The sequence below is a fragment of the Rhodococcus sp. IEGM 1381 genome (assembly GCF_030056795.1).
Classification (GTDB): domain Bacteria; phylum Actinomycetota; class Actinomycetes; order Mycobacteriales; family Mycobacteriaceae; genus Rhodococcoides.
The window spans coordinates 1,409,880-1,424,237 of sequence record NZ_JASHKQ010000001.1; the positions used below are offsets into that span (position 1 = coordinate 1,409,880).

The following is a 14,358-nucleotide window of genomic DNA, read 5'->3' on the forward strand; positions in this document are numbered from 1 at the left end:
GCACGGTTGCGGTCACCGTTCGAATCCGGATCCGGCACCGATCTCGCGAAGAACGGTGCCGGGGTGTTCCCGATACCGCCGATCGTCCTGCCTCCCGAGGCGCAGGAAAGTCGTTAGCAGCGCTCATGGTTCTGGCGCTCACCATGCGTGACCAGGGAATGAATATTTTTAATTTTGTGATGCTTGCCATAGCTCTGTCCAGCGTTTATGTTCGAGTGCGTTCCAGTTTGAAACCAAACGTGGCAAAGGATTTGAGCAGTCTCCGCTTCCCGGTAGACGAGCCGAGTCATCGACAAGGAGAGCACATGAAGTCAGGCATGCTGGGTTCGCTCAGTGCCTTAGCGGTCGTCGCACTCGCGGCTACCGGATGCGCCGACACGTCGGCCTCCGGCGAGCAGGACGGCACTTTGAGCTACGCGATTTCGCTACCGGCATCCACGATGGACCCCGCTCAGGTTCGTGTCGCCGCGGAACTGATCTACCTGCTTCCGGTCTACGACCGACTTGTCGAGGTGAAGCCCGCCACTGCCGAACTCGCTCCGATGCTCGCGACCGAATGGACCATCGGCGATGACTATGTCGACTTCTCGCTGCGCCAAGGGTTGAACTTCCCGGACGGCGCTCCGTTCGACGCCGCTGCAGTGAAGGCCAACATCGAGCGGTCGAAGGCCACCGAGGGCAGCGGCGTCGCATCCGACCTCGGAGGGGTCACGACGGCCGAGGTGATCGACGAGTACACCGTACGCATCAACACCGATGGACCATCGGCATGGTTGCCGGGCATCCTGGGCGGTCGCGCGGGCATGATGGTCGCGCCGTCGGCCCTCGGCGCGAACCTCGGTGTGAAGCCCATGGGTATCGGAATGTGGACGCTGGATAATTTCGACCCTGCAAAGGTCACCTATACCGCTACAGAAAACTACTGGGACGCCGAGGATCAGAAGTCCGACCGTCTGGAGATCCGATTCCTCGCGGATGACAATGCTCGCTTCAACGCATTGCGAACCGGTGAGATCGACACCACTTTCATCCGGCCGAATCAAGTGTCAGAAGCCGAAAATTCCGGATTGACAACGAATGTCGTCTCGGCGGCCACGACCTTCCCTTTTCACATCAACACGGCCCGCTCCGGCTTGAGCGACATTCGTATCCGCCATGCCCTTCAGTACGGCATCGACCGCGCAGCCATTTCTGATCTCGTTCTCGACGGATACTGTGACCCGAACGAGCAGTTGTTCTCGCCGTCGTCCGGACAGCACTCCGACGCCACGCTGTACCCATACGATCCGGATCGGTCTCGAGCACTGCTCGCCGAAGCAGGTGCCGAAAATCTGCCACTCGTCATAGGCGTCGCCGACATCGACCAATACCGCACGATGGCCGAGGTCATGCAGTCTCAACTGAACGACGCGGGATTCGATGTCTCGGTACAGGTCATGCCCTCAGGTTCGACGCGTGAAAGATTCTCGATCACTCAGGACATAGATCTGGCATTCTCGCCCAGCGGAACGCATGTCGACCCCTCCCAGGTGTACAGCACCTTCGTCGCCCCCAATGCGCCCTACAACCCAGGCGGAACCACCGACCCGTCGATCGAAGCGCTCGCGAACGAAGCTCTCGGGGTAAAGGACACGGACTCGCGCAATGCGGTCTACCAAGACATGTCGCTCAAAATCGCAGAGGAAGCAAAGTCACTGACCGTCTGCTCTGCTCGACTGATCTACGCCTACAACGACTATGTGACCGGTTTCGAGGGCGCACGTGACGCACCACTGATGGAGTTCAGAGGTGTCGCCGGGTGATCGCCTCACCAGTGCTTCGTGACCTCGGGCAGCGGCTGCTCATCTCCGTGCCGCTACTGCTTGCGGTCACCGCAGGAACCTTCGTTCTTCTCTACGGGATAGGCGATCTCGCGGCTTCGGTCGCAGGAGAGAACGCTGACGCCGAACAGATCGAAGCCATACGTCGACAACTAGGACTCGATCGGCCGTTGCCCGTGCAGTACTTCGACTGGCTTACCGGGGTGTTGCACGGCGACTTCGGCGAATCGCTCAGAAGCGGTCGACCGGTAGCAGATCTGCTCGGTCAACGCCTTGGTGCGACGATCTCACTCGCTCTGTTCGCTTTGATTCTCTCGCTTCTCATTTCGATCCCCATGACGTTGCTCGCAGCTCGCTTTCCCGGATCATTGCTCGACAGGGGCTGCCAGTTCATCGCGGTCGTCTCGATGTCCATTCCCAACTTCTTCCTGGGTTTGCTGTTGGTCCTGCTGTTCGCAGTCCAGCTCGGCGTGTTTCCGGCATCGGGATATGCCCCTATCGGGGATGGTGTAAACCTTTGGGCGACTTACATGTTTCTCCCCGCCGTCACTCTTGCCAGCGGACTTGCAGGCGAGCAGATCCGTACGTTCCGCGCCGCACTTCATCAAGAGCTGGACAAGGAGTACGTACGAACAGCTCGCGCCAAGAATGTTTCCGAGACCAGCGTGGTGGCCAAGCATGCCGGGCGCAATGCTGGTCTGCCGCTGATCACGATCGTCGGGTTGCAGATCGGCAGGCTGCTTGCCGGCACGGTTCTGATCGAGATCGTCTTCGGCATTCCAGGACTCGGATCCAGCGCAACCGATGCAGTGTTGACCCGCGACGTACCGGTGGTGCAGGCGATCGTGCTGCTCACCGCGGTCGCCGTTCTCCTTGCAAGCCTCGTAGTCGACCTGGCCTACGGGATCTTGGCTCCCCATACGAAAGCCCGAGTATGACAACGACATTCCCGCTCGGTCCCGCTACAGAACCCGTGCCGGGCCGCACTCGCCTACGTTTACCCCGCTCCGGCATGTGGCTCATCGTTGCGTTCGCTCTGCTGCTCCTGCTCGGACCCCTGTTCGTCCCGGACCCGAACGCGCAGAGCCTACGGGACTCACTCCAGGGGCCGTCGCTGGATCACTTGCTCGGGACCGACAACCTGGGCCGCGACGCCGCAGCACGGTTGCTGGAAGGGACGCGGACAACGACTTTGGCAGCATTGACGGCAGTAGGCGTCGCCATCGTCATAGGTTTGCCCCTCGGGCTGCTATCGGGTTACGTCAGGGGAGGCGTGGACGCGGTTCTTGCCCGCGTTGCCGATGCTGTCATGGCTGTACCACCGCTGATCCTGCTGTTGGCCGCGATTGCCGCATTGGGAACCGGAGTTACCAAGGCGATGGTGATTCTCGGTGTGATCCTCGCTCCTCGGTTGTTCCGCGTCGCACGTGGTGCAACGATCGGGCTGGGAAACTCGGGGTTCCTCGAAGTCGCTCGAATGTCTGGTTGCTCTACCCCGAGGATTCTGTGGCGTTACGTGCTGCCGAACGTTCGTAGCCAGGTAGTCGTTCAGATCTGTCTGCTGTTCAGCTTTGGAGTCCTGACCGAGGCAGGAATCAGCTTCCTCGGTCTCGGCGTCCAGCCGCCCTCGGCAAGCCTTGGAGTACTACTCAGGACATCGATCGAATATCTGCGTGACGCACCACTTCTCGTCATCGCCCCCGGCGTCGTCATCACCGCACTGATCCTGGTGTGCAACCTCATCGGTGACCGCTACACCAGAAGCAAGGAGGCGTCGTGACCAATCCGGTACTCGAGCTCGACGGACTGTCGATAACGACTGCGGCCGGACTTCGACTGGTGGAGGATCTGTCCTTCGACGTCAGTCCGGGGGAAGCCGTCGGCCTCGTCGGCGAGTCCGGCAGTGGTAAGACTCTGACAGGCCTGTCTTGCCTGGACCTGCTGCCGACAGGCGTTTCCCTCAGTGCAGGCGAGGTGCGGATCGACGGTGAAGTTGTTGCATCGGCAGCAAAGCATCGTAGGCAGCGCCGCAAAGCATCCATGGTCTTCCAAAGCCCGATGACAAGCTTGAACCCGGTCATGAAGATCGGCACCCAGGTTGCGGAGGCTGTTCGCCTCAACAACGGCGGCAACAGGCGAGCAGCGAAACGTCGGGCCCTGGAGTTGCTCGAGCTCGTCGGCCTTCCCGACCCGGAGCAGCGTGCCCAGTACTACCCGTATCAACTCTCGGGTGGTCAGTGTCAACGTGTCGTCATCGCAGTTGCCCTGGCGTGCGAAGCCAAGGTCATGGTGGCCGACGAGCCCACGACCGCCTTGGACGTCACCACCCAGGTCAGCGTCATGAATCTGATCGACAAGCTGCGTCGCGAACTGGGCATTGCCGTCATCATGATCTCGCACGACCTCGCGTTGGTGTCGCAATACTGCTCGCGGCTGGAAGTCATGTACGCCGGCCAGGTTGTCGAATCAGGTTCTCTCGAGGACGTTTTGGCGGCACCTGCCCACCCTTATCTCGACGGGCTTCTCGGCTGCCTGCCGGAACGCGCGCTGGCTGGTGGTGACATGGTCGCGTTGCCGGGCCGAGTCCCACCACCCGACGAATTCCCCAGTGGCTGCCGGTTCGCCGGACGGTGTGCGCTGGCTGTCGATTCTTGCTCGGAGCCCCAACAGCTCCTTCCGGTCGAAGCGGTCCTGGGCAGTGGACGTCTGGTTCGCTGCCATCGGCACGAGCTTGTTCTTCACTCTGCCTCCGGTGCCTACGGTAAGGCGATCTCATGACCTTGTTGCGCGTGGAAAACTTACGCCGGACGTTTGGAAAACGTGGAAAGAGCGTCGTTGCTGTGGACGATGTGTCCTTCGACCTCGATGCTGGCCAGGTCTTGGGACTGGTCGGTGAATCAGGTTCCGGTAAAACAACAGTGGGGCGGATGGTGTGCGGTCTCGAACGTCGCGACTCCGGGATCATCGAGCTGGACGGAATCGAAACTCCCGCGCGGCCGAATCGCGACTGGTGGATGAATGTTCAGATGGTGCCGCAGGATGCCACCGGATCACTCAACCCCGCAATGACGGTTCGTGAGATCGTTTCGGAGCCAGCCCGTTTCGTTCGTGGACAGTCACGTAGTGAAGCAAACGAGACGGCCTCGACACTTCTCGAACAGGTCGGACTGCATGATTCGCTGGGCGATCGGCGGCCGACGCGATTGTCCGGTGGTCAGCGTCAGCGAGTTGCGGTGGCTCGCGCTCTCGCGGCACAACCACGCCTGCTGGTCTGCGATGAATCGACCTCCGCGCTCGATGTTTCGGTTCAGGCACAGATTCTCATTCTTCTCAAAGAACTTCAGCTCGAGTTCGGCTTCAGCATGCTGTTCGTCACTCACGACATCTCAGTAGTGCGGTATCTGGCCGACGATGTTCTGGTCATGCAGAGAGGACGATTGGTCGAACGTGCGGCGGCACGCGATCTGACTGCTGAAGGTGTCACGCACCCGTACACCGCAGAACTATTGGCCTCGGTACCGACTCTGCCGGACTACGTGGGCCTGGGAGTCACACATTCAGGCATGAACGAGTCGCAGGAATCGCGATGACGGGCAATGCCGTTCCGACACAGTCTGCTTCGACCGATCAGTCCGAATGGGTCACCAACAGGGTCGACCCGACCGAGGCAGTACTGCAGATGGCGGACGCCACAAGGTCGTTCGCCGAGGCCCAGTTGAGGGCTGAGATCGACGACGAGCTGGCCGATCGGGTCACTTCGACGCTGAGAGAGCTGCAGGCGCTTTTGGCACCATCCGTCCCCGAAGAATCGCCGGGGGCGAGGTTCGGTTTCGGTGGACCCCTTCGCAACGACTGGGGAAACGCAGTCGTCGGAACGCGCAATCCTGTTGCCGCACCTGCGCATATGGAGCGGCATCCGCATGGTTGCGCACGCAGTTCGTTCACTGCGAGCTGTCTTTACGAAGGTGCACCGAATCAATTGCACGGCGGATTCTGTGCCATGGTTCTGGATCAGGCTCTGTGCGAGGCGGCCGCTGCCGGCGGGCGTGCGGGCGTGACCGTCTACCTCAACGTCTCGTACCATCGGGTGGCCCGCATCGGCCGTCTCGACGTCGAGGCGCGAGTTGAGCGCGTCGAGGGCCGTAAGAGTTTCGTTCGCGGTCACATCATCGACGAGTCTGGCGAAATTTGCTCCAGTGCAGAAGCTCTCGTCATCATTCCGCGGGTTCACTCCTAAATCGACCCGCGTCGACCAGTCCCGAGAAACTACGGAAAGGCTTCGATACTCCATGTCTGAATCTGTCGTCATAGTGGACGTCCTGCGTACCGCGTCCGGTAAAGGTAAGCCGGGAGGGGCGCTCTCCGGCGTCCATCCCGTCCAGCTGTTGAGCGAAACATTGAAGCAGCTGGTAGAACGCAACGGTCTCGATCCGGTGCTCGTCGACGATGTCATCGCAGGATGCGTCGGGCAGTCGGGTGATCAGGCCAACAACCCTGCTCGCACAGCCGCACTCGCGGCCGGCTTCCCGGTGTCGGTACCCGGAACCACGATCGACCGACAGTGCGGCTCCAGCCAGCAAGCCGTTCAGTTCGCGGCCGCTGGGATCCGCAGCGGTGACTACGACATCGTCATCGCCTGTGGAGTCGAGTCCATGAGCCGAGTCCCCATGGGGAGCGGCCGTCAGAACGGCTCACCGATGGCACCGCTGGCGTCCAGATTTCCCGACGGCCTGGTGAATCAAGGCGTCGGCGCGGAATTGATCGCTGGTCGACACGGGTTCACTCGCGCACAGCTGGACGAATTCTCCGCACGATCACATCGGCTCGCGGCTGCGAGCCGTGATCTGGCCCGTTCGGAGATCATCGACATCAAGGTCACCGGCGAGGACGGCGCGATTCGCATTCACGACAGCGACGAGACGGTGCGTTCACAGACCACCGCAGAGGGCCTGGCCGGACTCAAACCTTCGTACATGAAAGAAGAAGTGGCAACGCGGTTTCCCGAGATCGCATGGTCGATCACCCCAGGTAATTCGTCACCGCTCACGGACGGTGCCAGCGCCGCACTCATCATGAGCGAAACGAAGGCCGCCGAGCTCGGTTTACGGGCACGTGCCCGGGTTGTTGCCGGAACCGTGGTCGGTAGCGACCCGCTCACCATGTTGGACGGGGTTGTTCCGGCAACCAGAAAGCTTCTCGACCGGACAGGGATGAGCATCGACGACTTCGATACCTACGAAGTGAACGAAGCCTTCGCGCCGGTACCCCTGCTCTGGTTGAAGGAACTCGGCGGCGATCTCGACAAGTTGAACCCGAGAGGTGGTGCCATCGCGCTCGGACACGCGTTGGGGGCCAGCGGCGTTCGTCTGTTGTGCACCATGGTTCACCACCTCGAACATTCGGGCGGCCGATTCGGACTTCAGACCATGTGCGAAGGCGGCGGCATGGCCAACGCGACCGTGATCGAGGCATTGTGAGCAGCCCGACGATCGAACGGGTTGCCACCAGCCCGACCATCACGTTGCACCAGGTAGCTCGTCACGCTCACAACGACCGTCACGGTCCTGCCCTGCGCTACGACGGCACCACGGTGACGTGGGGCGAACTTCTCGAAAACGCCAGACGATTGGCGTCAGTGTTAGCTGCAGCAGGCGTGCAGAAGGGCGATCGGGTAGCGCTTCTCGTCTCGAACAGTCCGTCGTTCGTCGACGCCCTGCTGGCCACTCATCTCCTGGGCGCAATTGCGGTCCCCATCAACGTCAGGCTGTCAGAACCCGAGGTCACGTTCATCCTCGGTGACATCGAACCGGCGGCAGTGGTCGCAGATCAGCGCCTCCTCGCTCTGATGACAGGGTCGATGGGGGACGTCACGACGATCGTCAACGACATCTACGGCGAAGGATCTGCGCTCCCGTCGAAAGCGCTGCGGCTCAGTGAGATTCTCGACAATAGCGAACCGCTGGACCTGGCTGCTGCGCCGGTTGTGTCACCGGACGACGTCGCGTACATCCTCTACACATCCGGCACCACCGGGCGCCCGAAGGGCGCAATGTTGACGCATGCGAACCTGAGCTCGTCGTGCTGGATTTCGACGACCATGAATGCCTTGGTCGGTCGCGACGACGTGCGATACATAGCGACGCCCCTGTTTCACGTCGCCGCCTTGACAGCGGTGGTCGGTGGGCTGTTGATGGGTGCAGTATCGGTAATGGCCGCAAGCGGCGAGTTCGACCCAGAAAAACTGCTGGACATCCTCGAGGGCGAACGCGTCACACACCTGTTTCTGGTACCGACACAGTGGGAGGCAGTTCTTGCAGCGCCTTCTCTGCCAACCCGTGATCTCCCCATCCGTGCAGTCACCTGGGGTGCCGCGCCGTTGTCTGCGGACCTGCTCCGCAGAATGACCGTCGCATTCCCCGGTGTGCGAGTCAACTCGACGCTCGGGCAAACCGAAATGAGCGGTGTCACCGCCTTTTTCGAAGGGCTGCAGCCACCCGAGCGTGCGGGCACTGTGGGTCGGCCGGTCTTCCTGGTGGATGTTCGTGTTGTCGACGAGGCAATGCGTGACGTGGCCATCGGTGACGTGGGGGAGATCGTCTACCGAGGACCCACGACGATGGCTGGCTACTGGCGGCGAGCCGATGCAAACGCAGATGCCTTCGCGGGAGGCTGGTTCCACTCCGGAGACATGGTTCGGCAGGACGACGACGGCTACATCTACGTCGTCGATCGAATGAAAGACATGATCATCTCGGGCGGCGAGAACATTTATCCGGCAGAGCTCGAGCGCGTGATCGGCGAGCATCCCAAGGTCCGCGAGACCGCAGTCGTCGGTCGTCCGCATTCGAAGTGGGGAGAGACCCCGGTGGCCTTCGTGGTGCCCGTGTCGGAGGACGACCCGCCGACACACGACGAGATCGTGGCGTGGGTTCGTGCGCAACTCGCCTCCTACGCCAAGCCCGGTTCCACGCTCGTGGTCGCTGATCTGCCGCGCAACGCCACGGGCAAGGTCCGCAAGGACCAGCTTCGACTTCGCGCGTCGACGACCACGCCCTGACCGACGAATCGAGAGGATCGACATGAAGCGAACCATCTTCGCAGACGAGCACGAGGACTTCCGCAACCTCGTTCGCCGATTCGTCGCCGGCGAGGTTGCCGACGAGTTCCCCAAGTGGGAAGCGCTGGGTGCCCCGCCCCGCGAGTTCTTCAGGCGCGTAGCCGAACTGGGCATCTCGACGACGGCGATCCCGGAGCGATTCGGTGGTGGCGGGCAGGGTAGCTACTTGTTCAACGTCGTTGTTGCAGAGGAGTTCGTGCGAGCACACGCCAATGTCGGATCGTTGCGTGTCCACATGGATGTCGTGCTGCCGTACCTGCTGCACTTGGCGAACGAGGAGCAGCAGGAGCGGTGGCTCCCCGGAGTGGCAGCGGGCGATCTGGTGCTCGCCATAGCGATGACCGAGCCCGGGACCGGATCCGATCTGGCAGCGATCACCACCACGGCCCGACGCGACGGTGACGACTGGATCATCAACGGGGCGAAGACCTTCATCAGTGGAGGCGCAAACGCAGATCTCGTACTGGTCGTCGCCCGGACGAGCCCGTCGGGAGACAACCGTCGCGCAGGCCTGAGCTTGCTCGTCGTTCCGACGGCGACGCTGGGATTCGTCGTCGGCCGAAAGATGGAGAAGATCGGTCTTCACGCTCAGGACACCGTCGACCTGTCTTTCGACGACGTTCGGATTCCCGCTGCAAATCTGCTGGGGGAGGAGGGGCAGGCCTTCCTGCACCTCGGTCACAACCTCGCGCAGGAACGAGTGACCATTGCCGTGGCGGCAGTCTCCGCAGCGAAGGCCGCGTTGGACCTGGCCCTCGACTACACCGCTGAACGCACCGTATTCGGCCGGCCGATCGGTGAGTTCCAGAATTCGAAATTCGTGCTAGCCGAATGCGCAACCGACATCGCCGCCGGTCAGGCTCTTCTCGATCAAGCGCTGGTTGTACACGACAGCGGAGAACTCGACCCGGCCGATTCGGCCAAGGTCAAACTGTTCTGCACCGAGATGCAGTCTCGCGTGGTCGACAAGTGTCTCCAATTGCACGGCGGATACGGCTACGCCCGTGAGTACCCGATCTCCCGCCTGTACGCCGATGCCCGGGTCACCCGCATCTACGGCGGAACCAGCGAGGTCATGAAGTCGATCATCGCCAAGTCGCTGCGTAGTTGAACCCCCTGGGGTGTCGGCCCCAGATCATGCTCCGGCGTGAGCGCCGGTTGCGAACCGAAACGAAGGAGTAGTAACGGTAGTGGACATCAAAGAAACCTCGGCAATAGTGACCGGCGGAGCGTCGGGCCTCGGGCAGGCAACCGCCTGGGCGCTTGCGGACGGCGGCGCACATGTGGTGGTCGTCGACCTCCCGGGTACCGATGCCGGCGAGACCCTCGGGCACCCCAGTGGACGGATCACGTTCGCCGAGGCGGACGTGACCGACCCACAGCAGGTTGCGGCCGCGATCGGCGAAGCTGAAGAGCTGGGCCCGTTCCGGGTTGTCGTGCACTGCGCAGGGCGAGGAGGACCCGTCCGACTCATCGACAAGACCGGCGAACCAGGCAACTTCGAGCTGTTCCAATCGATCGTCCACACGAACCTGGCCGGTTCCTTCAACGTGGCAAGTCAGGCGGCCGCGCGGATGGCGCGGCAGGAGTCCGTCGACGGGGAGCGCGGCGTCATCGTGATGACCGCGTCGGTCGCGGCGTTCGAGGGTCAGATCGGCCAGGCCGGCTACGCGGCGTCCAAAGCGGGTGTGCACGGATTCACCATCTGCGCCGCACGAGATCTGGCCAGCAAGCAAATTCGCGTGTGCACGATCGCGCCCGGGTTGTTCGCGACCCCCATGTTGAACAAATTGAAACCGGAGATCCTCGACGGGCTCGGTGCCAGCGTTCCTCACCCGTCGCGTTTGGGTCAGCCGTCGGAGTACGCCATGTTGGCGATGTCCATCGTCGGTAACCCGATGCTCAACGGCGAGACGATTCGGCTCGACGGTGCGATCAGGATGGCACCGCGATGACCGAAACCGCGATCACCGACGCTCCCGCAATCGACGACGAGGTCGTCCTGGTCGAGGTCACCGACGGAGTCATGGTCATCTCGATCAATCGGCCTCGCGCCCGCAACGCTGTGACACTCCAAGTGTCGCAGGCTGTTGCGGCTGCGCTGGACGAGCTCGACGAGCGTTCCGACGTGACGGTCGGCGTGCTGACCGGCGTCGGTACGTCGTTCTGCGCGGGGATGGATCTCAAGGCGTACGCACGTGGAGAGCGGCCGTCTATCGAGGGCCGAGGCTTCGGTGGACTCACCGAGCGGCCCCCGTTGAAGCCATTGATCGCTGCGGTCGAAGGACACGCTCTCGGTGGTGGATTCGAATTGGCTCTGGCCTGCGATCTCGTAGTAGCAAGCCGCGGAGCAACGTTCGGTCTGCCGGAGGTTCGTCGGGGACTGGTCGCGGCCGCAGGCGGCTTGCTTCGATTGCCCCATCGAGTACCGACATCGGTGGCAATGCACCTCGTTCTGACGGGCGGGACGTTGACCGCGGAGGAAGCCCACCAGTGGGGGCTGGTCAACGAACTGACCGAGGACGGGGAGTCGCTGAGGCACGCTCGTCAGCTGGCCGCTCGTATTGCGGCCAATGGCCCACTCGCAGTCGCAGCGAGCAAGCAGGTAATCATGCAGCACGAGCAGTGGCCTGTCGCCGACAGGTTTCGCGCGCAACGTGAGCTTCTCGATCCCGTCTTCCGTTCCGCCGACGCCCAGGAAGGTGCCCGTGCCTTCACGGAGAAGCGGACCCCACAGTGGAAGGGGTGCTGACCCCTGTGCGAACCGACGATCGATCCGCCGTGTCTCACCGGCAAGACGGTCACGTCCGCATCATCACCCTGGACAGGCCGGCTACGCGAAATGCGCTCACCCCGTCCGACCGGGAGCACGTGCTGGCCGCGCTCGAGTCGGCAGGTGCGGACCGTGCAACGCGGGTGGTGCTGCTGCGGGGTCACGGTAGCCATTTCTGCGCAGGCGGTGACATTTCGTCCATGACCGACGATCGGAGCGAGAGCCTACGCAGGCTCGACGTGCTCGCAGCCATCGCGCGGACCCTGATCGAGTCGACGAAGCCGGTCGTCGCAGCAGTCGAGGGCTGCGCGTTCGGGATGGGGCTCTCGCTCGTTGCGGCATCCGACTACGTTGTGGCAGGGCAGTCGGCACGATTCGGGGCGTCGTTCGGAAGAATCGGATTGATACCTGACACAGGACTTTTCGTCACCTTGCCGCGTCGGATCGGGGTAGCGCGGGCGAAGCGTCTCCTTCTTCTCAGCGGAGAGGCAGAGGCGACGGTCGCGGAGTCGTGGGGACTGGTGGACGAGGTGTCTCCGGTGGGAGGCGCGTTCGAACGAGCACAGGCCGTCGCCCACGGGATGGCTGCGCTGTCTCCGGCTGCGATCTCAGGAGTCAAGAGAATTTTCGCGATGGGAGCAGCAGACGTCGACGAGATTCTGTCCGCAGAGAAATTCATTCAGAGCGAGCTGCAAGTCGGTACCGATTTCGCGGAGGGCCGCGCAGCATTTCGCGATAAGCGCACTCCCGTATTCGGCTGAGATCAGGAGGATTTCGACACCGTGTTACCGATAGGAACTTTCGACGGCCGAGTTGCGGTCGTGACCGGAGGCGGCTCCGGTATCGGAGCGGCGATCGCCATCGAATTGGCACGTCTCGGTGCTGCGGTCGCCTTACTGGGGCGTCGGCAGGACAAGGTCGACGCCATCGCAGAGCGAATAGTCGGCTCGGGAGGGACCGCATCGGGCCACTCGGTCGATGTTCGACGCCGCGACACAGTGGAATCGACACTGGCCGAGGTTGTATCGACATTCGGAAAGATCGACGTTCTGGTCAACAGTGCCGCAGGCAACTTCACAGCAGATCCCGAGAATCTGTCGCCGAACGGGTGGAGTTCCGTTGTCGACATCGTCCTGGACGGGACGTGGAACTGCACTCAGACCGTCGGGCGTCACCTCATCGGTCGAGGAAGCCCCGGCGCGGTCCTGAACATCGGATCGAACATGTCGCGTTACGGTGGTCCACACACCGTTCACTCCGCGAGCGCGAAGGCTGCAGTTCTGGCCATGTCGAAGTCGCTCGGCGTCGCATGGGGGCCGCATGGCATTCGGGTCAACACCCTGATTCCGGGTCCTGTCGCCGATACCGCCGGTGTGTCGATTCTGCACGAGGCGGGCGAGCGAGCAATGCACGACACCGTCCCGCTCGGTCGGTCGGCGTCCAAACTCGAAGTAGCGCAGGCAGCGTCCTATTTGCTCAGTGACTACGCGAGTTTCGTAACCGGAACGGAACTGGTCATCGACGGTGGACGCTCGCTGGGGCGTGACTGATGGCTGGTTCACTGCACGGGATACGCGTGCTGGAAATCGCGAGTATCGGTCCTGGCCCACATGCCGCAATGATGTTGTCGGACATGGGTGCCGAGGTCGTGCGAGTGGAGCGTCCGGGGGCCGACGGTAAACCGAGTCCGGCACCGGATGATCCAGTATTGCGTGGACGGCTTCGCGTCGCCCTGGATTTGAAGTCTGACAATGGGATCGGTGAGCTGTACGAACTCATCGAACGCGCAGACGTACTCATCGAAGGGTTTCGGCCTGGCACGACCGAACGCCTCGGCTTCGGTCCCGAGCAGTGCGCGCGGGCCAATCCTGGGTTGATCTACGGCCGAATGACCGGATGGGGACAGTACGGTCCGTTGGCGGACAGTGCGGGCCACGACATCAACTACATCGCTCTGACGGGTGCCTTGCATTCGATAGGTCCCGCCGCGGACGTGCCGCCACCGCCGCTCAACCTTGTCGGGGATTTCGGCGGAGGTTCCACGTATCTGACGCTGGGGATCGTGGCGGCCCTGGTGGAACGGGCCCGATCCGGACTGGGGCAGGTCGTCGACGCTGCCATGGTCGACGGAGTGTCCTCGCTGATGCAGATGACGTGGTCACTGCGGCGGACAGGTATCTGGAACGACGAACGATCGTCGAACAGTCTCGACGGCACAGCACCGTTCTATCGGACGTACCGCTGCGGCGACGGACGCTTCGTTGCGGTCGGTGCTATCGAACCGCAGTTCTACGCGGCGTTCGTGTCGGGGCTGGGGATCGACGCCGGGAGTCTGTCGGCACAGCGAGACCGTGCCGGGTGGACTCGACTCACCGAGATCTTCTCGGCACGGCTGGCCGAGATGCCTCGTGACTACTGGGAAGAGCGGTTTTCGGGCACCGATGCGTGCGTGACGCCAGTTCTGGCGCTGGACGAGGTGGAAAGTCACCCACACAACGTGGCGCGCGGATACGTATCCCGCGAAGGCCGTGCGACCATGTCGTCGCCTGCACCTCGGCTGAGCCGGACACCGTCCACCGCCGGGGCCGAACCGATCGATACTACGGTGGAATCGATCGGGCAGCGATGGCACAACAGGTCGGATTGAG

14 protein-coding genes are annotated in these 14,358 nt (G+C 62.5%); all 14 read left to right on the forward strand.

The window, feature by feature from the left end; genetic code table 11:
- Window positions 1-305 precede the first annotated feature (305 nt).
- The gene (locus QM797_RS06795) at window positions 306-1,802 is read left to right on the forward strand and encodes an ABC transporter substrate-binding protein (protein ID WP_283274461.1); all 1,497 of its coding nucleotides are present in this window, start codon (window positions 306-308) and stop codon (window positions 1,800-1,802) included.
- Complete coding sequence (locus QM797_RS06800; protein ID WP_283274463.1) at window positions 1,799-2,758, forward strand: ABC transporter permease; 960 nt, start codon at window positions 1,799-1,801, stop codon at window positions 2,756-2,758. Before QM797_RS06795 ends, QM797_RS06800 begins: the two co-directional genes overlap by 4 nt.
- Window positions 2,759-2,832: 74 nt before the next feature.
- Window positions 2,833-3,600 carry an ABC transporter permease gene (locus QM797_RS06805; protein ID WP_283274465.1) on the forward strand — a complete coding sequence of 256 codons (768 nt, stop codon included), beginning with the start codon at window positions 2,833-2,835 and terminating at the stop codon, window positions 3,598-3,600.
- A complete protein-coding gene (locus tag QM797_RS06810; RefSeq protein ID WP_283274466.1) occupies window positions 3,597-4,598 on the forward strand; it encodes an ABC transporter ATP-binding protein in 1,002 nt (333 codons plus the stop codon). The genes QM797_RS06805 and QM797_RS06810 overlap by 4 nt, the downstream gene beginning before the upstream one ends.
- 62 nt (window positions 4,599-4,660) lie before the next feature.
- Complete coding sequence (locus QM797_RS06815; RefSeq protein WP_283274467.1) at window positions 4,661-5,410, forward strand: ABC transporter ATP-binding protein; 750 nt, start codon at window positions 4,661-4,663, stop codon at window positions 5,408-5,410.
- Window positions 5,407-6,057, forward strand: coding sequence for a PaaI family thioesterase (locus tag QM797_RS06820; protein ID WP_283274469.1), 651 nt, complete (start codon window positions 5,407-5,409; stop codon window positions 6,055-6,057). The genes QM797_RS06815 and QM797_RS06820 overlap by 4 nt, the downstream gene beginning before the upstream one ends.
- Before the next feature lie 52 nt (window positions 6,058-6,109).
- The gene (locus tag QM797_RS06825) at window positions 6,110-7,297 is read left to right on the forward strand and encodes a thiolase family protein (protein ID WP_283274470.1); all 1,188 of its coding nucleotides are present in this window, start codon (window positions 6,110-6,112) and stop codon (window positions 7,295-7,297) included.
- The gene (locus QM797_RS06830; RefSeq protein ID WP_283274471.1) at window positions 7,294-8,877 is read left to right on the forward strand and encodes an AMP-binding protein; all 1,584 of its coding nucleotides are present in this window, start codon (window positions 7,294-7,296) and stop codon (window positions 8,875-8,877) included. The genes QM797_RS06825 and QM797_RS06830 overlap by 4 nt, the downstream gene beginning before the upstream one ends.
- Before the next feature lie 22 nt (window positions 8,878-8,899).
- Window positions 8,900-10,048, forward strand: coding sequence for an acyl-CoA dehydrogenase family protein (locus QM797_RS06835; RefSeq protein ID WP_283274472.1), 1,149 nt, complete (start codon window positions 8,900-8,902; stop codon window positions 10,046-10,048).
- A 79-nt stretch (window positions 10,049-10,127) separates the two neighbouring features.
- Window positions 10,128-10,892: an SDR family NAD(P)-dependent oxidoreductase gene (locus tag QM797_RS06840; RefSeq protein ID WP_283274474.1), complete on the forward strand. Its 765-nt coding sequence runs from the start codon at window positions 10,128-10,130 to the stop codon at window positions 10,890-10,892.
- A complete protein-coding gene (locus tag QM797_RS06845) occupies window positions 10,889-11,689 on the forward strand; it encodes a crotonase/enoyl-CoA hydratase family protein (RefSeq protein WP_283274475.1) in 801 nt (266 codons plus the stop codon). Before QM797_RS06840 ends, QM797_RS06845 begins: the two co-directional genes overlap by 4 nt.
- A complete protein-coding gene (locus tag QM797_RS06850; RefSeq protein ID WP_283274476.1) occupies window positions 11,683-12,471 on the forward strand; it encodes an enoyl-CoA hydratase/isomerase family protein in 789 nt (262 codons plus the stop codon). The genes QM797_RS06845 and QM797_RS06850 overlap by 7 nt, the downstream gene beginning before the upstream one ends.
- A gap of 60 nt (window positions 12,472-12,531) precedes the next feature.
- Window positions 12,532-13,260 carry an SDR family oxidoreductase gene (locus QM797_RS06855; protein WP_283274477.1) on the forward strand — a complete coding sequence of 243 codons (729 nt, stop codon included), beginning with the start codon at window positions 12,532-12,534 and terminating at the stop codon, window positions 13,258-13,260.
- Window positions 13,260-14,357 (forward strand): CaiB/BaiF CoA transferase family protein, encoded by a 1,098-nt coding sequence (locus tag QM797_RS06860; protein WP_283274478.1) that lies wholly within the window; start codon window positions 13,260-13,262, stop codon window positions 14,355-14,357. The genes QM797_RS06855 and QM797_RS06860 overlap by 1 nt, the downstream gene beginning before the upstream one ends.
- Window position 14,358 lies beyond the last annotated feature (1 nt).

Excerpts from the sequence above, each read along its gene's own strand:
- QM797_RS06825 (WP_283274470.1), top strand. The coding sequence starts at position 6,110 with ATGTCTGAATCTGTCGTCATAGTGGACGTCCTGCGTACCGCGTCCGGT.
- QM797_RS06860 (WP_283274478.1), top strand. The coding sequence starts at position 13,260 with ATGGCTGGTTCACTGCACGGGATACGCGTGCTGGAAATCGCGAGTATC.
- QM797_RS06795 (WP_283274461.1), top strand. The coding sequence starts at position 306 with ATGAAGTCAGGCATGCTGGGTTCGCTCAGTGCCTTAGCGGTCGTCGCA.
- QM797_RS06845 (WP_283274475.1), top strand. The coding sequence starts at position 10,889 with ATGACCGAAACCGCGATCACCGACGCTCCCGCAATCGACGACGAGGTC.
- QM797_RS06835 (WP_283274472.1), top strand. The coding sequence starts at position 8,900 with ATGAAGCGAACCATCTTCGCAGACGAGCACGAGGACTTCCGCAACCTC.
- QM797_RS06805 (WP_283274465.1), top strand. The coding sequence starts at position 2,833 with ATGTGGCTCATCGTTGCGTTCGCTCTGCTGCTCCTGCTCGGACCCCTG.
- QM797_RS06820 (WP_283274469.1), top strand. The coding sequence starts at position 5,407 with ATGACGGGCAATGCCGTTCCGACACAGTCTGCTTCGACCGATCAGTCC.